The 17250-nt window shown below is 49.8% G+C and carries 19 protein-coding genes; 7 read left to right on the forward strand and 12 right to left on the reverse strand.

The window, feature by feature from the left end:
* Positions 1–18: 18 nt before the first annotated feature.
* Positions 19–975, reverse strand: a complete 957-nt coding sequence (locus ACQY18_RS04345) for a ChaN family lipoprotein (protein ID WP_428038988.1) — start codon at positions 973–975, stop codon at positions 19–21.
* A 717-nt stretch (positions 976–1692) separates the two neighbouring features.
* Here ACQY18_RS04345 and ACQY18_RS04350 point away from each other — a divergent pair.
* Both ACQY18_RS04350 and ACQY18_RS04355 read left to right on the forward strand, forming a co-directional pair.
* Positions 1693–1926, forward strand: coding sequence for a hypothetical protein (locus ACQY18_RS04350; protein WP_428038989.1), 234 nt, complete (start codon positions 1693–1695; stop codon positions 1924–1926).
* Between the two features lie 17 nt (positions 1927–1943).
* A complete protein-coding gene (locus ACQY18_RS04355) occupies positions 1944–2681 on the forward strand; it encodes a hypothetical protein (RefSeq protein WP_428038990.1) in 738 nt (245 codons plus the stop codon).
* Positions 2682–2859: 178 nt separating this feature from the next.
* Here ACQY18_RS04355 and ACQY18_RS04360 read toward each other — a convergent pair whose 3' ends face one another.
* The 9 genes from ACQY18_RS04360 to nadE all read right to left on the reverse strand — a co-directional run bounded on the left by ACQY18_RS04360 (position 2860) and on the right by nadE (position 10704).
* A complete protein-coding gene (locus ACQY18_RS04360) occupies positions 2860–4272 on the reverse strand; it encodes an ankyrin repeat domain-containing protein (RefSeq protein WP_428038991.1) in 1413 nt (470 codons plus the stop codon).
* Positions 4273–4275: 3 nt separating this feature from the next.
* Entirely contained in the window at positions 4276–4941 is a 666-nt protein-coding gene (gene rnc, locus ACQY18_RS04365) for a ribonuclease III (RefSeq protein ID WP_428038992.1), read from the reverse strand.
* Between the two features lie 2 nt (positions 4942–4943).
* Positions 4944–5186 carry an acyl carrier protein gene (locus ACQY18_RS04370; protein WP_176777662.1) on the reverse strand — a complete coding sequence of 81 codons (243 nt, stop codon included), beginning with the start codon at positions 5184–5186 and terminating at the stop codon, positions 4944–4946.
* A gap of 44 nt (positions 5187–5230) precedes the next feature.
* The gene (gene fabG, locus ACQY18_RS04375) at positions 5231–5974 is read right to left on the reverse strand and encodes a 3-oxoacyl-[acyl-carrier-protein] reductase (RefSeq protein ID WP_428038993.1); all 744 of its coding nucleotides are present in this window, start codon (positions 5972–5974) and stop codon (positions 5231–5233) included.
* Positions 5974–7017 carry a phosphate acyltransferase PlsX gene (gene plsX / locus ACQY18_RS04380; RefSeq protein WP_428038994.1) on the reverse strand — a complete coding sequence of 348 codons (1044 nt, stop codon included), beginning with the start codon at positions 7015–7017 and terminating at the stop codon, positions 5974–5976. The genes fabG and plsX overlap by 1 nt, the downstream gene beginning before the upstream one ends.
* Positions 7018–7025: 8 nt before the next feature.
* Positions 7026–7235, reverse strand: coding sequence for a 50S ribosomal protein L32 (gene rpmF, locus ACQY18_RS04385; RefSeq protein WP_176777659.1), 210 nt, complete (start codon positions 7233–7235; stop codon positions 7026–7028).
* A gap of 38 nt (positions 7236–7273) precedes the next feature.
* On the reverse strand, positions 7274–7762 hold the full coding sequence (locus tag ACQY18_RS04390; RefSeq protein WP_176777658.1) for a YceD family protein: 489 nt from the start codon (positions 7760–7762) through the stop codon (positions 7274–7276).
* 17 nt (positions 7763–7779) lie between these two features.
* Positions 7780–9141 (reverse strand): MATE family efflux transporter, encoded by a 1362-nt coding sequence (locus ACQY18_RS04395; RefSeq protein ID WP_428038995.1) that lies wholly within the window; start codon positions 9139–9141, stop codon positions 7780–7782.
* Between the two features lie 63 nt (positions 9142–9204).
* Complete coding sequence (gene nadE, locus ACQY18_RS04400) at positions 9205–10704, reverse strand: NAD(+) synthase (RefSeq protein ID WP_428038996.1); 1500 nt, start codon at positions 10702–10704, stop codon at positions 9205–9207.
* A 104-nt stretch (positions 10705–10808) separates the two neighbouring features.
* Between nadE and ACQY18_RS04405 the strand changes: the two genes are divergently transcribed.
* The 5 genes from ACQY18_RS04405 to ACQY18_RS04425 all read left to right on the forward strand — a co-directional run bounded on the left by ACQY18_RS04405 (position 10809) and on the right by ACQY18_RS04425 (position 14734).
* On the forward strand, positions 10809–11327 hold the full coding sequence (locus tag ACQY18_RS04405; protein ID WP_176777655.1) for an LA_2272 family surface repeat-containing protein: 519 nt from the start codon (positions 10809–10811) through the stop codon (positions 11325–11327).
* A 201-nt stretch (positions 11328–11528) separates the two neighbouring features.
* Positions 11529–12536, forward strand: coding sequence for a 30S ribosomal protein S2 (rpsB, locus tag ACQY18_RS04410; RefSeq protein ID WP_428038997.1), 1008 nt, complete (start codon positions 11529–11531; stop codon positions 12534–12536).
* Between the two features lie 82 nt (positions 12537–12618).
* Positions 12619–13446: a translation elongation factor Ts gene (tsf, locus tag ACQY18_RS04415; protein ID WP_176777653.1), complete on the forward strand. Its 828-nt coding sequence runs from the start codon at positions 12619–12621 to the stop codon at positions 13444–13446.
* Between the two features lie 132 nt (positions 13447–13578).
* Complete coding sequence (pyrH, locus tag ACQY18_RS04420) at positions 13579–14307, forward strand: UMP kinase (protein ID WP_428038998.1); 729 nt, start codon at positions 13579–13581, stop codon at positions 14305–14307.
* A gap of 13 nt (positions 14308–14320) precedes the next feature.
* On the forward strand, positions 14321–14734 hold the full coding sequence (locus ACQY18_RS04425; protein WP_428038999.1) for a hypothetical protein: 414 nt from the start codon (positions 14321–14323) through the stop codon (positions 14732–14734).
* Between the two features lie 81 nt (positions 14735–14815).
* Here ACQY18_RS04425 and ACQY18_RS04430 read toward each other — a convergent pair whose 3' ends face one another.
* Complete coding sequence (locus ACQY18_RS04430) at positions 14816–15769, reverse strand: glycosyltransferase (RefSeq protein WP_176777651.1); 954 nt, start codon at positions 15767–15769, stop codon at positions 14816–14818.
* Positions 15762–17250: thiamine pyrophosphate-binding protein (locus ACQY18_RS04435; RefSeq protein ID WP_428039000.1), on the reverse strand; the 1489-nt coding region annotated here is incomplete at its 5' end. The genes ACQY18_RS04435 and ACQY18_RS04430, both read right to left, overlap by 8 nt.

Raw genomic sequence — 17250 nt, forward strand, 5'->3', positions numbered from 1 at the left:
GGGCACACAAAAAAATGTCTAACGGTGTTCCCCCTCCACAATCACTTTGCAAAGCGGGTGGTCCGGGTCGTCCGTGCAGTGTTCCCACTTAAAATTTTTATCGTCCATCATTTTGCCCATTTTCTCTTGGGCGGCATCATTCGTCTTTACATTTTTGGGTAAATAAATATAATAATCCGCCGTGGCCGCGCCGCGGTAAGCGTTCGGCACGGTAAACAGCAACGTCCGCCCGGCCAAATTTCCCTCCGCCGCCAAAGCCGCCCACGCCGCCGAAGACACATATTCCACATTTTTTGTTTTCAGCCCGGCCCGGTTAAGCAGTTGCGGCACCGTTTGCATAACGCCGGAGCGCTGTTGCGTGTGCCACGCGCCGCCATAGATAATAAAGCGGCTCATGGGGTCTTTTTCCGCCACGGCGGTAATAATTTGCACCCAATGCGCATTACGCTCTTTCATCCCGGCAATAGATTTGGCCCAGGCGGCGTTTTCCTGCGCTTTGGGCACATCCAATCCCAGCACCGTTAAACCGTAGCGATGCGCCACGGCCGCACTGGCAGAATAGCTTTTACCCAAGGCCAGTTTTTGCTCCAAATCCGCCAGGGAAATGTTATTATCGGTATATTGGTCCAAAAACGGTTGTTCCGACGACAAAAAGAACTCCGCCCCAAAGTGCGTAAACCCGGCCTTGTGTTGGCCCAAATACTTGATAATCAGGTTGGTTTCCCGCTTGGATTGTTCGTTATTATGTTCTTCCCCCAGCAGTAAAACGTCGGTATTGTTATCCAACAAAGACATATAATTAAACTGCGTAGTAATGGGGCGCACGCGGCTTAAAAGCGCTTTTTTTAAGGCGCCGTCCGAAGATAGGCGGGCTTCAAAGGCGTTGCGTTCCTTATCAAAAGCAGTAGGAGCCGCCACCGCCGCCACCGCGTAAAAAATGCTGAAAATAAGCAAAAATAAATGTAGTTTTTTCATACTCTTACTATAAGTATTTTAGGGCAAAACGTCAAGGGCATTTTGGAAATTTTTTTGGTTTTTTGGGGATATTTTTTTGGGGAGCCTGCCCCGGCACCCGCGTAAGGCCGGGTGAACCGTGCGCGAAACATTTGGCAGGGCAAAATTGGGTGCCATTGGCCTGACAGTGCGCGAAACATTTGGCAGGGCGGAGTGGGAGTAGCCGGCTGGGTGCAGTGGAAACCGTCAGCCGGGCGGCAGGGGCGCATTTTGCCAAATATCGCGTATAGGAGCATTTTGCCGGGCGGGCCGCGCACTCTCACGCGTAAGGGGCGGCCCCTTTACAGGGGGCCCCGCGCGGGGATTTTTCATTTTCCCCCCAAAAGTCTAAAAATTAAGACCTACCGCCCCCGCGTTTGCTATAATAGAAAGTGACGGGGCGACCCGTCCGACAATTTGCTTTTGATTTTGAATTATTTTCAGGAAGTCCGGCTGCGGGCCGGTCAGAGCTGAATGGGTTATACCCAACGGCACTTTGGAATCCTAAAATAATCGTTTCTGTTTATTCCTGCGGGAATAAACAAGCGGCGATTACATGGGTTATTCCAAAGGCTCTGGTAATACGCCGCTTTTTTATACCTGTGTTCAACCTCCTTGCTTATAGTATACCCATTCCGAGCGACACCAGTATTGTCGCACAGTTTTGCTATATTATTTATATCCGCATAAGGAGGGCGCATGAGCCAACTAATTACACTCGGTAGCGAACTTATCCGCATTAACCCGCAAAATACAACCCATTTGCAATATTCTTATAACCAAGGCCGCAGCTGGCTGGACAGATACATTGGTTCCACCCCCGGCCGATTTTTGGACTTGCAAGTTGCCGGCACGCAAATAATTGCACTAACCGCCAAAGGGACGTACTATTCCAAAGATTCCGGCCGCACCTGGCTATTTAGAAGCAAATAAAAGGAGAAAATATAGATATGAACCAAGAAAGCAAAGAATTAACCGTAGGCGGAAAATTACTGTCACAAGTAGTAGATATAGCGATGAAAATTCCCGGAATGGAAGTCAATAGAAGGGAATTTTTACAAAATAATTTAGCCGTATACTATGAACGCTACGGGGAAGACCTGATAGATAACGGCCCGATTAAAGCTGGGGTTCCGCTGGAAGAAATCAAAAAAATAGGAAACGCGGTGGTTAATTATCATACGGCATTAGCCACCTCCGCTTCAGCGGCGCTAGGCTTGCCCGGTGGCTGGGCTATGGCCGGCACAATACCGACTGATTTAGGGCAATTTTATGGGCAATTAATGATTGTGGGCCAAAAACTAGCCTATTTATATGGCCTTCCCGACCTCAAAAACGGCACTGAAAAAATCAAAATGGAAATGTTATTCGGGCTATTGGCCATTATGTTCGGGCAAACCGGAAACCAATTAGCACAAATTGTGCTAAACAATTACGCTAAACAATTTAGCAAAACCATATTAAAAAGCGGTGGAACTAAATTGGCTCCGTATCAAATGATAAACCTTTGCGCTAAACTATTAGGGTTTGATAAATTAACTAAAGAAACGGCTGCCCAAGTGGTTAGAAAAGCTGTTCCTTTTGTGGGTGCTTTTTTATCGGGCATTTTTACATTGGGCACATTCAAACCGGCCGGAAACAGATTAAACAACTATTTTTATAAAGAATACAAAGCATTATCTAAATAAAAATAGATTCAACTAGCTTTTCCCCGCCCCGCAAAATAAAAATGCGGGGCGGTTTTTATTATCAGATTTTGAACAAATGATGGCACGCACCCCCACTGGTTAGGCCGCTCTTTTTTCCGCAAATGCTTACGGCGGGCAGGTACACCAAAAATGTTTACAGGAATTTCACAAATAAAAATTATTTGCGGGTGCCGCGGCGCGTTTTGGCCGGGGCGGATTTTTGGGCAGGTTTAGCCGTTTGCGCGGCTTGGCGGCGCGTTTGGGTTTGCGCGGCTTGGCGGGCCGGGCGGGCCGCTTGCACTTGGGCGGACGGTTGCACCACTTGCGTTTGAGCCGTGTTGCGCCGGCGGCGGCCGGAATACCCCGCTTGTTGGCGGGCGGCCTGTTGGGCGGCATCGTTCTTGGCTTTTTCGGCGGCGGCTTTGGCGGCTTCGGCTTCCTCTTTGCGGCGCTTTTCCTCTATGCGGGCATTATCCATGGCAATTACCGCATTTTGCACTTTTTGCGGGTTCATTTCAAACAATTTTACAATGTTCGTGCGCCCGTTCTTTTGCGCGGCTTCCAGTGCGGTTTGCCCCGCTTTGGTTTTTAATTCCCGCTTGGCATTGGCCGCCAGCAGGCGTTGCACCACTTCTTCATACCCGCGGGAAGCCCCCCAAAACAAGGCCGTTTGACCCAATTTGTTTTGTTGGTCCACGTCCACCGGCGCCACCATGGAGTACGAACGCATCAACTCGTACACAATGCGCGGGCGGTTATAGCGCGCGGCATAAATAAGCGCGGTGTTGCCGTCGTTATTAGCGGCGTTCACGTCGGAACGGTACGCCAGTAAATTCTGCACGGCGTCCACATCCCCCAAAGAGGCCGAAATTATCAGCGGGGTGTTGCCCTTATCGTTCTTCACATTCGGGTTTACCCCCCCTTTGAGCATAGCCACAATGCCCAGCAAATTGCGTTTGGCTACCCAGCGGAAAAGATTTTCAGAATTAACCCCGGCTTGCGCGCCGTTGGTTAAAAACAAGTCCACAAATTCCGCTTTTTGCTTTTCAACCGCCAAAAACATGGGCGAAATGCGGTAGTTGTTTTCCAAATTCAGGTCGGCATCCGCGTAATACAACAGGCGGGTGATGTCGTCGTGATTAGTATATAAACTGCGCAAAATGGGCGTGTCGCGCGTGTAAGAATTGCGCTTGTTGATGTCTGCCCCCAGCGCCAGTAAACGCTGTACGGCATCTATATTCCCCACGGAAACCGCCACCAATAACAAAGAATCCCCGCGGCTGTTTACCAAATTAACATCTTTGGTGCGGTCCACTAAATCATAAAAACTTTGCGTATCGCGCCGCATGAGCAGTTGGGTGGCGTCTTCGGCAATTTCCATAGGGGTTTTAGCCACAACAATTTTGTCTATTTTGCTTTTTTTGGGGGTGGGCGTGTAGCCGCTCTTAAATGTAAAAGCTATCATGGCCAAAACAGGAAGTACCGCCACAACCCCCATCCATAAAAGGGGCCGCCGGACCAAAGAAGATTGCACTTTGGCCGGCAGTTTGCCCATAGGCACAGAAATTTTGGCGGTACTTTTTTTCTTCATAAGCTATTTTTTGAGGGAAGACAAGGCGTTTTCGGCCGCGTTTTGTTCGGCCTGTTTTTTATTGTGGCCCTTGCCAATACCCAATTGCCGGCCCTCCGCACTTACGCGCACGGTAAACACTTTGTCGTGTTCCGGCCCGACGGTTTGGATGACTTCATATTCCGGCGTTTGTTTACTGCGTTTTTGTAAAAACTCCTGCAGAACGCTTTTGTAGTCGCCACGGTCCTGCGTGAGCTGCTGGGTTTTAACCCAAGGGAGTACCATTTGTTCCGCGGCTGTATATCCACCGTCTATATACACAGCCCCGATTACAGCCTCCACCGCGTTGGAAATAATGCTGTCGCGCGTGCGGCCGCCGGTGGCAAGCTCCCCATGGCCCAAGGCGATATAACGCCCCAAGTCCATTTGTTTGCCCCAAAGATAAAGGTTGTGGCGCGAAACTAAATTGGCTTTAATTTTAGAAAGCACCCCCTCTTCCACATGAGGGCATTGGTTGTAGATATAATCCGCAACAATGGCGCCCAAAATGCTGTCCCCCAGAAATTCCAACCGCTCGTTATGCTTAACGCTGCGGTGTTCCCCGGCGTAGGACTTATGAGTGAGTGCTTCCCGTAAAACCTCTTTATCCTTGAAACAATACCCGATTATATTTTCAATATCGGTGTACACGGTTATTTCTTGGCGTTGGCTTCAATGTATTCAATGGCTTCGCCGACGGTTTTGATTTTTTCGGCTTTTTCATCGGGAATTTGCACATCAAATTTTTCTTCCAAAGCCATAATCAGTTCCACCGTATCCAAAGAATCGGCACCCAAATCGTTCACAAACTGGGCTTCCGGCGTCACTTTTTCAGCATCCACGCTTAATTGTTCAATAATAATTTTTTTCACTTCTTCTGCAATGTTTCCAGACATTTTGTCCTCCGATTTTATTAGAAAGGGTGTCCCCTTATGTTAAACTACATATACAATCCGCCATTGACGGATAGAATATGCCCCGTAATATAAGAGGCATCTTCACTCGCCAAAAATAAAACGGCTTTGGCGATATCTTCTGCTTCTGCAAATCTTTTAAGCGCCACGTTTTCAAGCGCTTTTTCTTTTACTTCCGGCGCCAGCGCGTCCGTCATAGCGGTACGCACAAACCCCGGCGCCACCGCATTTACGCGGATGTGGCGGGAGCCAAATTCTTTAGCGAGGGTTTTGGTCATACCAATTATCCCCGCCTTGCTGGCTACATAATTTACCTGCCCGGCGTTGCCCATTTCCCCCACTACGGAAGAAATGTTTACAATGTTGCCCGCGCGTTTTTTGAACATCACTTTCAGCGCGGCTTTGCTCATATTAAAAGTGCCCGTCAGGTTTACGTTAATTACAGCGTTCCAGTCGTCCTCGCTCATAAGCACGAGCAAATTATCTTTGGTAATGCCCGCGTTATTAACCAGTACGTCCACACTGCCCAGCTCTTTTACGGTTTCGGCCACTAAGGCTTCGCAATCGTCCGCCTGCGCGATATTTACCGCGCGGCCGATTACTTTTACGCCGTAAGTTTGGGCCAACTGCGCCACCGTTTGCTTGACGGCATCTTCGTGCGTGCCGCACACGGCCAAATTGGCCCCTTGTTTGGCAAACGCTTCCGCAATCGCACGGCCAATACCGCGCGTTGCCCCGGTGACGATTACATTTTTACCCTTAAAATCCATTATTTTTCTTCCTCCTGCATTTCTGCTTCAATGGCGCAGAAGGTATCTTTTAAGGCGGCCACGCGGGCGGCAATATCGCCCACAAAGTTCTTTTCCACCAACCGTTTAGCGGTTTTTAAGGCGTTAAAAATGGCTACTTCGTTGGATTTACCGTGCGAAATAATAGCCACCCCGTTGACCCCCACCAGCGGTGCGCCGCCGTATTGGTCCGGGTTGGTATGTTTTTTAACGGCGCTGAATGCCCCTTTGGCAAGCAACGCACCCAATATGGCCAGCGGGCGTTTTTTAACTTCCCGCTTAATCATATTGATAATGGTTTTGGAAAGACCTTCGGCCATTTTCAGCACGATATTCCCCACGAAACCATCGCAAACAATTACGTCCGTTTCGCCGGTGTTTACGTCGCGCCCTTCCAAGGTGCCCTGGAAGTTCACGCCGATTTCGCGCATGTGCGGAATGGTGTGTTTAACCAAAAAATTCCCCTTCGTTTCTTCTTCCCCGATGGAAAGAATACGCACGGAGGGGCTTTTCAAATCAAACACCTTTTCCATATAAGCCGAACCCATGACCGCAAATTGCAACAAGTGCAACGGTTTGCAGTCTGCATTGGCGCCGCCGTCCAACAGCAGGCTGACGCCTTTATAGGTAGGCATAGGGGTAGCAATAGCCGGGCGCACAACGCCCTTAATACGCCCCATGCGGAAAAGGGAAGCCACCATGGCCGCCCCGGAATGCCCCGCGGAAACAAAAGCATCCGCCTCGCCTTTATGTACCAAATCGGCACATACTACAATGCTGGCGCTCTTTTTATTGCGACATTCTTTAGCAGGTTCTGCCCCCATATCTATGGTATCGGGCGCGTGGACAACAGAAATGTTCGGCGGCAAAGCCGTGCAGCCTTGCGCTTGCAATTCCTGTTTAATAACAGCTTCATTCCCCACCAATATCACATGGATATCAAGGGCTTTGGCTGCTTTTAACGCGCCCAACACATTGGGTTTAGCACCAAAATCTCCGCCTAAGGCGTCCAGGGCTATTTTCATACAAGTTATTATTTGGCTTCTTGTTCTTCAGTCTTGGCCGCTTTGGGAGCCACGACTACCCGGTCTTTGTAAAAACCGCATTTCGGGCACACGTTATGGGGCAAGCGGGCGGATTTGCAGTTCGGGCATTCCACCAACTGGGCCACTTCAATAACGGAATTGTGAGATCTTCTCAAGTCCCGGCGGGAGCGGGTATGTTTTTTCTTCGGATTCGGCATTGTTAATTACTCCTGTATACGTCTAATAAAAATCAATCTTACTTAAATTTACCTTTTAACTTGGCAAAAGGCGACAAACACTCCGGCTTGCAACCGCACTGGGCGGTATTCAAGTCCTGCCCGCACATAGGGCACAGGCCCTTGCAGTCAGGCTTGCAGAGAAAACGTATTTCTTCCGTTAAAGCCAGCGTTTGCTGCACCAATGATATTATATCAATTATTTCTGTCTTGGTGCTATATGTTTCTATAAATTCTTCCGAAAACTCCTGCGCGCTCATCTTCAAACAGCGGGCACATTGTACTTCACGCGTGCCAAAAACCCGTCCGCGCACCAGGATTTCTTTATCCGCCACGGAAAAGCTCAACTCCACCGTTGCTTTGGTGATTTTATTGGGGGCGGAAAAGACGTCCGCAAAGTATTTTGTACTCAACCCGGCCGAGCAAATCAACCCGCCCATGCGGATAATATCAGCCGTTTTGAATTGCAAATCCTGCGGAACATCATATTCTTTATAAAGTTCGTTCATACTTATATTTTACCAAATTACAGGCCGCGGCGGGCAAAAGCCTTGGTTTGCCACTTACGGCTTTTCCAGCGGCGCTCAAAAATAACGGCGCGGATATTTTCGTCCAGGGCCATAGCCAGCCAAATCCCGGTAAGCCCCCAGCCCCACCAAACGCCCAGCAAATAAGCGCACAGCGTGGCCACGCCCCACATTACAATAATACCTGTAATAAACGGATAAAACACGTCCCCCGCCGCAATTAAGGAGTCCACGGACGTAATGTTTACCGCGCGGCCGATTTCAAGCACAATATCCACATACAGCACCGCCGCGCCTATTTTTACCACTTCCGGGTTCGGGGAAAGCAACTGAAAAATATTCGTGCCGATAAGCGCCGTAAAAACGGAAATTACCACCGTAATAATAACGGACAGCCAAATGGAGTATTTTTCCACGGAATAGGCGGCGTTGTCTTTTTCGGCGCCGATTAAATGCCCGATACAAATAGCCGCCCCGTTGCCAAGCGCAATAGAAAACACATAGGAAAACATCACAATATTCATTGCATAAGTACGGGCCGTTAAAGCCGCCGTACCGATTAATACGGAAAAATAAGTAATTACCACTTGTGATAAATTGTAAGATACCTGTTCCCCCGCCGCCGGCAAACCGACCACCATTAGATTTTTTACTTTATCCCACGGGAACGGGCGCAAATACTTAAAAGAAAAATCCGGCACTACCTTTCTAAACAACAAATACCCTAGTAGGCACATGGCAATCAGGCGGCAGACGGACGTGGACACCGCCGCACCGGGCGCGCCCAACGCCGGGAAACCGCACTTGCCGAAAATGAGCAAATAGTTGCCGGCCACATTCAGCACGTTCATCAGTAGCGTCACATACATCGGGTAAAAGGCTTGGTTGTGGCTGCGCAACGTGGCGGAAAGCGTCATGGCAATTGCCTGCAAGAAAGAAAACCCGCCCACAATTTGCATATACACTTTACCGCAATCAATTAACTGGGGCGACAGGCCCATCAGCCCCAACAACTGCGGCGCAAACACATAAAGCCCCGCGCTGACCACCAGCCCGACCAGCAGGTTTATCAACAAAGAAACGCCGATAGTCTGCATGACATTCTTTTTTTGGTGCGCGCCCAAATACTGGGAACACAATACGGACGTGCCCAAGGTGGAAATACCGTACAAAATAAAAATTAAACTTAACAGTTGGTTGACGACCCCCACGGAAGCCACCGTATCGTCGGAATACCGGCTAAGCATCATTACGTCCGTGGCGCCCAAAAGCATAATCAGCAGTGTTTCCACAAAAATAGGGCTGGTTAAGCTGAAAAGCTGTTTGCGCAAAGGTTTTGTTTTAAGCCATTTTTTAATCATCTTTCCCTAAAAAGGACCGCCCGTGCGGACGGCCCTTTCTCCTTCGTTTTTACAAAATCCGGCCTATAAATTTATTTTTTTAATTACCGGCCGCTGTAAGTCCGTAAACAGGCGGCGCGTCACCTTTAATATAGGGGCCGTTTGGGTGCGTTTATAATCGGCCTTATCAATCAGGCGGCAAACCTCCGTCACTTTCTCGGCGGAAAGTTTGCACTTGCGGGCAATTTCCGCCGGCGTGTTTTGCTCCGCCACATATAAAGGAATAATTTTATCCAGCACCGCATAAGGCGGCAGGGTGTCTTCGTCCTTTTGGTTCGGGCGCAGTTCGGACGTGGGCGGGCGGCTGATAATGCCTTGCGGGATAATCTCGCGCTTTTGGTTGATATACGCCGCCAGCTCGTAAAGTTCCGTTTTGAACACGTCCCCCAGCGGCAAAAGGCGGCCGACCGTATCGCCGTACAGCACGCAGGAACCGACGGAAAGTTCGCTCAAATCATCCGTAGAAAGCGGCAGGGCGCCGTATTCCCGGCCCAACGTCAGCAGTAAGTTGGCGCGGATACGGCTTTGCAACTGTTGTTCCGTTTTGTCTTGCAGGTGGGAGGAAATATGCCCCACCGCCGTTTTGAAACCGTCTAACACCGGCTGAACGGCCACTTCTTCCAAATTAATACCCAAGCTGCGGGCCAGTTGCCCGGCTAACGATTTACTCAAATCACTGGTGCAATAAGAAGGCAGGGAAACCGCATACACGCTTTCTCCCCCCAGGGCCGAGGCCGCCAGCACCGCGGTAATGGCGGAATCCAACCCGCCGCTAAGCCCGAAGACCACTTTGCTGTATCCGGCCTTTTGCACAAAATCACCCAGGCCAAAGGAAAGCGCGTCCAATACTTCCCCGCGCGGGTCCGCCTCGTAAGATAACGGCGCGGATTTTTCATCTTCGTCCCAAGTGTTAATATGTTCGCGGAACAGTTCACCTAGCAGGGTCAGCTCCCCTCTGCGGTTGGCAACGGCGCAAAGACCGTCAAAAATCAAACCGTCCCCGCCGCCCAACAGGTTGCAGGAAACCACCGGCACACCCCGCTTTTTGGCCTGTTTTTTAAGCAGGGCCAACCGTTCGGCCACGTTGCCTTTTTCATACGGGCGGGCGTATATATATAGGATAATGTCCGCATCCAATTTGGGGGCATTTTCCAAATCGCTCAATACAATTTGCAGGGTTTTGCCCTTAAATTCCACCGTTTCCGTATCATAAATTTTGGTCATTTTGCCTTTATACAAAAAAGCCGCCGCGCTGACGGGCTCTTTACCTTGCTTTTCTTGAAAGCCCAGCACGCAAGCCGTGTGTTGGGTTTCTTTGGCAATTTCTTTAAGGGCAGAGGCATTTTCTTTTAATAAGCGTTCATCTTCAAACAAATCAAACAGGGGGCAACCGCACAGGGCGGCTTCCGGCAACAGCAGTAAATCGGCCACCGGGGCCGGGGCTTTTAATAACGCAATAATGCGCTCTTTATTGCCGCGGATGTCGGCAGTTAAGGGGTTAAAGGAACTTACGTTTATTTTCATAATCACACCTCTTATATATATTTTACTAATTTATAAGCATATTTTTTGCTCCTTTTTGGGTTAAATTAGTAAAATAAAAGGTACATTTAGTTTGGAGGAACACCATGAAAAAATTAGCAGTTTTATTTTTTTGCCTGTTTGCGGCTATCCCTTCTTTTGCGCAAATGCAAACCGGGCGTTTGAAACTTTCTCTGTGGGATAATATTGCGTGGGCCACCCCCGCCAACACACAAATTATTAACGGCGTTGACCTGGGTATCGGCTCCCATACGGACGAAGTGACCGGCGCGCAGTTGGATTTACTGATGGCCCAAACCCGCTATGAATTGCGCGGGCTCAGCTTTGCGTTTTTGGTCAACCTGGCCGAACAAGGCACCGGGGCCCAACTGGGCGCGTTCAACCAAAACGCCCATTTTACGGGGGCCCAACTGGGGTTATTTAATATGACGGACCGCATGACCGGGGCCCAAATCGGTTTTTTCAATATGGCCGATTCCATACGCGGCTTACAGCTGGGGTTAGTCAACTATACCCACAACATACGCGGCCTGCAAATCGGCTTACTGAACGTGACCGAAGGCGGCTGGTTCCCGGCGATGGTGCTGGTAAACGGACATTTTTAATAAAAAGTATGGCTTTGGGCCGCTCTTTCCCCGGGGAAAGGGCGGTTTTTTATGCGCAGAATATGCTATAATAGCCATAAGGTGTACTTGAGCGGGAGAGCGAAAAAATCTGTAAATCAAAGCCTGTCCCGACGACACCACAAGCCTCCGCCGCCGGGGAAACCCCTTCCCTAATTTGGGCGGACGCTTACAGGAGAAAAAATGAGCAATGTATCTATGAAAGCCATGCTGGAAGCCGGTGTGCATTTCGGCCACCAAACTTCCCGCTGGAACCCCAAAATGGGCCGCTTTATCTTTGGAGAAAGAAACGGCGTACACATTTTGGACCTGCAAAAAACCGCTAAAGAACTTAAAAAAGCCTGCGCTTTTATTAAAGAAGAAACCAAAAAAGGCGCTAAATTTTTGTTCGTAGGCACTAAAAAACAAGCGCAGGAAGCCATCCAGGCCGAAGCCGCCCGCTGCGGTGCTTACTGCATCCACGAAAAATGGTTGGGCGGTACTTTAACCAACTTCCAAACCGTTAAAAAATCCGTTGAAAGATTGAACGAATTGGAAAAATGGGAAGCCTCCGGTGTATTCAAGGCCATTTCCAAAAAAGAAGCCAGCAGACTGACCAAAGAAATGCAACGCTTACAAAAATTGTTAGGCGGCATCCGTGATATGAAAGTTCTGCCGGACGTGGTTTTTGTAATTGACCCTGTGGACACCGCCGGTGCTGTGCGCGAATCCCACACGTTGGGTATTCCGGTGGTTGCCGTGTGCGACACCAATGCCGACCCGGATATGATTGACGTGCCCGTCCCCGGCAACGACGACGCGGCCCGCTCTATCAAATTGTTCTGCGGCGCCATCGCGGATTCTATCCTGGAAGCCCGCGCGGAAATGGAAGCCGTAAACAAACCGGCCGAAGCCGCCGAAGAAGGCAAACCGGTGGAAAACCCGGTAATGGCCCAAGCGTTTGAATCCGCCATGTTGGCGGGTGAAAAAGCCGCCCAGGAAGCCGAGGCCAAAGCTGCCGAAGCCCCCAAAGCGCAAGAAGAAGAAAAAGCCGAAGAAGTAAAAGCGGAAGAACCCGCTGAAAAAAAGGTAAAAAAAGCTGCCGCCAAGAAACCGGCCGCCAAAAAAACCACGGCTAAAACCAAAAAGGCCGCCAAAGCCGAAACCGAAGAAGTAAAAGCGGAAGAAGCCCCGGCCGAAGAAGCTAAATAACCGTTTCTTATGCGCGTTTCCGCCCGGTTTAACCGCCGGGCGGGCGCGTAAACAGATTTAACCCATTCACACAGGAGAAGACATGTCTTTAGCTGAAGATATTAAAGTATTAAGAGCCAAAACCGGCGCCGGCCTGATGGACTGCAAAAAAGCCCTCTTGGCCTCTAATGACGATATGGAACAAGCCATTGTGTTCCTGCGCAAAAAAGGCTTGGCCGATATGGCCAAACGCTCTGACCGCGAAACCAAAGAAGGCAGAGTGTCCGTTAAAACCAACGGCAAAAATTTTGCCATGGTTTACTTGGGTTGCGAAACCGACTTCGTGGCCAAAACCGAAGATTTCATCAAATTGGCCGACGACTTGGCCGATTACGTCTTGGCCCACCCGGAAGTGACCGACTACGCCAACGACGAACACATCAAAGCGATGATTAGCGAAAAAGCCCCCAAATTTGGTGAAAACACCACCTTGAAAGGCGCTTACAACTGGACCCCGGCCGAAGGCAGCGTAATTGGTTCCTATGTACACGCGGACAATAAAAAATCCTCCTTGTTGGAACTGGCCGTTTCCGGCACCTGCAACGATATGGCTAAAGTGAAAGAAATTGCCCGCGGTTTGGCTATGCACACCGTTGGTATGCAAAGCTGCTGGGTAGATGCCAAAGACATCCCGCAAGAAGTAATTGACAAAGAATTGGAAATTTACAAAACCCAGGCGTTGAACGAAGGCAAACCGGCAGCCGCCATTGAAAAAATGTTGCCCGGCAAGGTTAAAAAATTCGCCAAAGAAAACTGTCTGTTGGAACAAATGACCATTAAAGACAACAAGAAAAGCGTTTTGGATTATTTGAACGAAGAATCCAAAGCCTTGGGTTGTGAATTAAAGGTTGTGCGCTTTGTGCGGTTCTAATTGAAGGCCCCTCTTTTAGAGGGGCTTTTTTCTGTCCGTCCGGCACGCCCGGGTGGAAAGGAAAAAGTAAAAAAACGCGCCCCAGGCGCCACGATTTGTTAAAATAAAACAAACGATTTAAGGAGCTAACTTATGATGACTGCCGAAAACGGCCCGAAGAAAAAAAGAGTTTTGTTAAAATTATCCGGGGAGGCCCTAATCAACGAAGGCCACCGCGGCATTAACCCCCAAGCCTTAAAAGAAATTGCCGAAGAAATTGCCGACGCGTACAAATGCGGCAACTGCGAGCTGACCATTGTACTGGGCGGCGGCAACATCTGGCGCGGACTGCGCGACGGCGGCGGCGTGATTGACCGCGTCAATTCCGACAATATGGGTATGTTAGCCACCGTTATTAATGCGCTGGCGTTGCAATCGGCACTGGAAGAAGCCGGCGTGCCCACCCGCGTTTTAACGTCTATTAACATTTACCAACTGGCCGAGCCGTTCGTGCGCCGCAAAGCGGAACGCCACCTGGAAAAAGGCCGCATTGTTATTTTTGCGGGCGGTACCGGAAACCCGTTCTTTACTACGGACAGCGCCGCCGCGTTGCGCGCGTCCGAAATTAATGCGGACGTCCTATTAAAAGCCACGCAAGTAGACGGCGTGTACGACAGCGACCCCAAAAAGAACCCCAACGCGAAGCTAATTCATAAAATTACCTATAAAGAGGCTATTGCCAAACAGTTGCAATTTATGGATACGGCCGCCTTGGCGTTATGCTTGGAAAACAAACTGCCCATTCAGGTTTTCAACCTGCACAAAAAAGGCAACATTAAACGCGCCTTGTGCGGGGAAGAAATCGGCACCATTATTTACTAAACAGGATAGCGCCATGAGAGCCAAAACCATCCATCCGGTCTATGAACTTTGTGCCTACTTGGCGCTGGCTTTTTTAGTGGGTTTATGCGTGTATGCCGGGTGGGTTTGGTGCCGGCCGGCGCCCAGCCAACAAGCCATTTATCTAAAGCAGGATATTCAGGAAGATTACCCGGATTTAGTGATTGTGCTATCGCCCGGCGGAGCCAAACAAATCACCCGCCAAGGAGGGCTTTTTTATGTGGGCCGCCGCCAACGGGTGCAACGCGCACTGGACGCCCGGGCCAAAAAGTTGGAGAATGCCCGCCAACAAAACCGCCCTGCCGAAGAAATAGCCAAACTGGAGCAGGAATTAAAAGCGGCGCAAGAGGCGGCCCAACGGCTAAAAACACGCTGGAAAGAACGCGCAGAAACCCGCCGCACCGAATGAGCGGGGATGCAAAAACCCCCAATTTATCTAATAAATATCCCCCGGCTACGCCGGGGGATATTTATTTGTCTGCGCCAAAAATTATTTATCCTTAAAATTAATCCGCTCTTTTTCTATCACCAGCGGCCTATGCAATACTTGGGTTAAAATCGCACCGATATACTCGCCGATAATCCCGATAAAAAATAACTGCACGGACGAAAACAACAATACAGACAGCAAAATAGGGGCCGTTCCCATGGGGAATTTCTCCCAAAAAAGCAATTTTAATACCAAATAAATCAGCGCCAAAAGCAGGCTGATTCCCCCCAACACAAAGCCCCCCAACGCCGCCAAACGAAGCGGCACTTTGGTATGGTTGGTAAAACCAATCATGGCGTTATCGTAAAGGGTATAAAAATTATTTTTGGTAAACCCGCGCTCCCGCACCGGTTGCACAAACGGCACCAACGCGCGCGCATAGCCCAGCTCGCACACCAGGCCGCGCAAATACGGGTACGGCTCGTTTAATTTGCGCAGTTCGTCCACCACGCATTTATCGTATAACCCAAAACCCGTACAATTTGCGGGTAAATCGGTGCCGGAGTCGTTCACTAAATTTAACAGCCAATAATAAAACTTCCGCACCATAAAAAACAAAGGCGATTCCTTACTTTGCGTTTTTTGCCCCAACACCACTTTATAGCCTTCTTCCCACTTTTGAATCAGTTGCGGGAGTACCGCCGGCGGGTCTTGCAAGTCGGACGCCATATAAATCACCGCGTCCCCCCCGCATTGTAAAATGCCGTAATAGGGCGAACGGATATGCCCAAAGTTGCGGGCGTTGGCAATTACCTTAAAATGGGGGTCTTGGGCGGCAATTTCGCGCAAGACGCGCAGTGTGCCGTCTTGGGAGGCGTTATCCAGCACCAGTTGTTCATAGTCATATTTGGCGGATAATTTTTGCATTTGCTCTTTTACCTGTGCATAGAGCAACGGAATGTTGGTTTCCTCGTTATAAGCGCTGGAAATGATAGAAATTTTCTTTTTACTCATTGTTTTTTACTCCCCCGCTGATACGCATATTTTCCGCCAGTTCGCGGCGGTCCAAAAACGGGTACATATCCTCTAAAGACGGGCTAACCATACTGCCGTCGGGCAGTTTGCGCGCGGATAATTTGGGCGCAAAAATGTAATTTTCGCTGCAATTTACCTCACACACCACAGGGCCGTCCATAGCCAGTATTTCTTCCAATCGGGCGGATAAATCTGCATTTTTAGTCAGGCGCACCGCGGGCAAGCCGAAAGATTGCGCCACCTGCACAAAGTCCGGCACTTCTACCCCGCTTTGCCTATTACATCCGCTCAGTCGGCCGTCAAAAAAGTTGCGCTGGGTTTGGATAATAGACGCATATTCGCCGTTTTTCAGTATAAAAATTTTAAGCGGCAACTGATAAGTTTTTACCGTTTGCAATTCCTGCAAATTCATCATAATACTGCCGTCACCCTCCAAGCAGACCACGCTTTGGCGGTTATTGGCGGCACACACCCCGATAGCCGCCGGCAAGCCGTACCCCATGGAAGCATCACCGGAGTTAAGCAGCAGCCGCTGCCCCGCCTTACTTTCAAAAGCCTGAAAAAACGCCACGCAAGCCGTGCCGTTAGAGGCCACCACGCGGCTAGCTGGCGGAAGGATTTTGCTTAATTTCTCCATAAACAGATACGGATGAATTTTATCTTGCGCTTGAATGGCAAACTCCCGCAACGGCGGATATTTGGCCCGCATGCGGCGGCAGTATTCGCGCCACGGCGCAATATCCAGCCGTTGTGTTTGCGCGGTTATTTGGCGCAAAAATTCCCCCGCATCCGCACAGACGGCTAAATCGGGGCGGATGGTCGGCTTATTTAGCTCGGCTTCATCAATATCCACCACAATTTTTTGGGCATTTTTGGCAAAATTTTCCCAATTATAACTCACTTGGCGGATGTTGTTGCGCGTACCCACGCATAGCACCACGTCCGCATTTTGCAATACAAAATTGCCCGCGCGCTGGCCGACGGTGCCAATGCGGCCCGCAAAAAGCGGGTCTTGGGAGGCAATTAAATCAAACCCGTTAAAAGTACCCAAAACCGGAATTTTGGTTTTATCTAAAAACGCACGCAAATCCTTTTGCGCCCACGCACAGTGTATGCCGTTCCCCGCAATTAGCACAGGGCGTTTGGCTTTTTGTAAAATGGCCGCCGCTTGGCATACTTTAGCGGCCGAAGCAAACGGCGCTTGTGCAGGACGGATAAACTTTTTGAGCCTGGTTTCATCAATCGGCGCGGCCTGCACGTTCAGTGGAATATCCAACCATACCGGACCGGCTCGGCCGGAAGTAGCCTTAAAAACGGCTTCTTCTAGGGCGGCGTCAATATCGTTCGGGTCGGTAAGCATTTGGGCAAATTTTGTGAGCGGCTCCACCACGCGGACAATGTTTACCTCTTGGTCCCCCAGTTGGCGCAAAGGCACGCCGGAACAAGAAGCAAGTGTGGTG

This window comes from Candidatus Avelusimicrobium faecicola (assembly GCA_900540405.1).
Taxonomy (GTDB): Bacteria; Elusimicrobiota; Elusimicrobia; order Elusimicrobiales; family Elusimicrobiaceae; genus Avelusimicrobium; species Avelusimicrobium faecicola.

Coding starts and splice junctions, on each gene's coding strand:
- nadE (WP_428038996.1), bottom strand. CDS start 10,704: ATGAAAATAAACGTAAGTTCCTTTAACCCCTTAACTGCCGACATCCGC.
- ACQY18_RS04370 (WP_176777662.1), bottom strand. CDS start 5,186: ATGTCTGGAAACATTGCAGAAGAAGTGAAAAAAATTATTATTGAACAA.
- rpsB (WP_428038997.1), top strand. CDS start 11,529: ATGAGCAATGTATCTATGAAAGCCATGCTGGAAGCCGGTGTGCATTTC.
- ACQY18_RS04405 (WP_176777655.1), top strand. CDS start 10,809: ATGAAAAAATTAGCAGTTTTATTTTTTTGCCTGTTTGCGGCTATCCCT.
- ACQY18_RS04355 (WP_428038990.1), top strand. CDS start 1,944: ATGAACCAAGAAAGCAAAGAATTAACCGTAGGCGGAAAATTACTGTCA.
- ACQY18_RS04430 (WP_176777651.1), bottom strand. CDS start 15,769: ATGAGTAAAAAGAAAATTTCTATCATTTCCAGCGCTTATAACGAGGAA.
- ACQY18_RS04390 (WP_176777658.1), bottom strand. CDS start 7,762: ATGAACGAACTTTATAAAGAATATGATGTTCCGCAGGATTTGCAATTC.
- ACQY18_RS04350 (WP_428038989.1), top strand. CDS start 1,693: ATGAGCCAACTAATTACACTCGGTAGCGAACTTATCCGCATTAACCCG.
- ACQY18_RS04345 (WP_428038988.1), bottom strand. CDS start 975: ATGAAAAAACTACATTTATTTTTGCTTATTTTCAGCATTTTTTACGCG.
- tsf (WP_176777653.1), top strand. CDS start 12,619: ATGTCTTTAGCTGAAGATATTAAAGTATTAAGAGCCAAAACCGGCGCC.
- rpmF (WP_176777659.1), bottom strand. CDS start 7,235: ATGCCGAATCCGAAGAAAAAACATACCCGCTCCCGCCGGGACTTGAGA.
- plsX (WP_428038994.1), bottom strand. CDS start 7,017: ATGAAAATAGCCCTGGACGCCTTAGGCGGAGATTTTGGTGCTAAACCC.
- fabG (WP_428038993.1), bottom strand. CDS start 5,974: ATGGATTTTAAGGGTAAAAATGTAATCGTCACCGGGGCAACGCGCGGT.
- ACQY18_RS04360 (WP_428038991.1), bottom strand. CDS start 4,272: ATGAAGAAAAAAAGTACCGCCAAAATTTCTGTGCCTATGGGCAAACTG.
- pyrH (WP_428038998.1), top strand. CDS start 13,579: ATGATGACTGCCGAAAACGGCCCGAAGAAAAAAAGAGTTTTGTTAAAA.
- ACQY18_RS04425 (WP_428038999.1), top strand. CDS start 14,321: ATGAGAGCCAAAACCATCCATCCGGTCTATGAACTTTGTGCCTACTTG.
- ACQY18_RS04395 (WP_428038995.1), bottom strand. CDS start 9,141: ATGATTAAAAAATGGCTTAAAACAAAACCTTTGCGCAAACAGCTTTTC.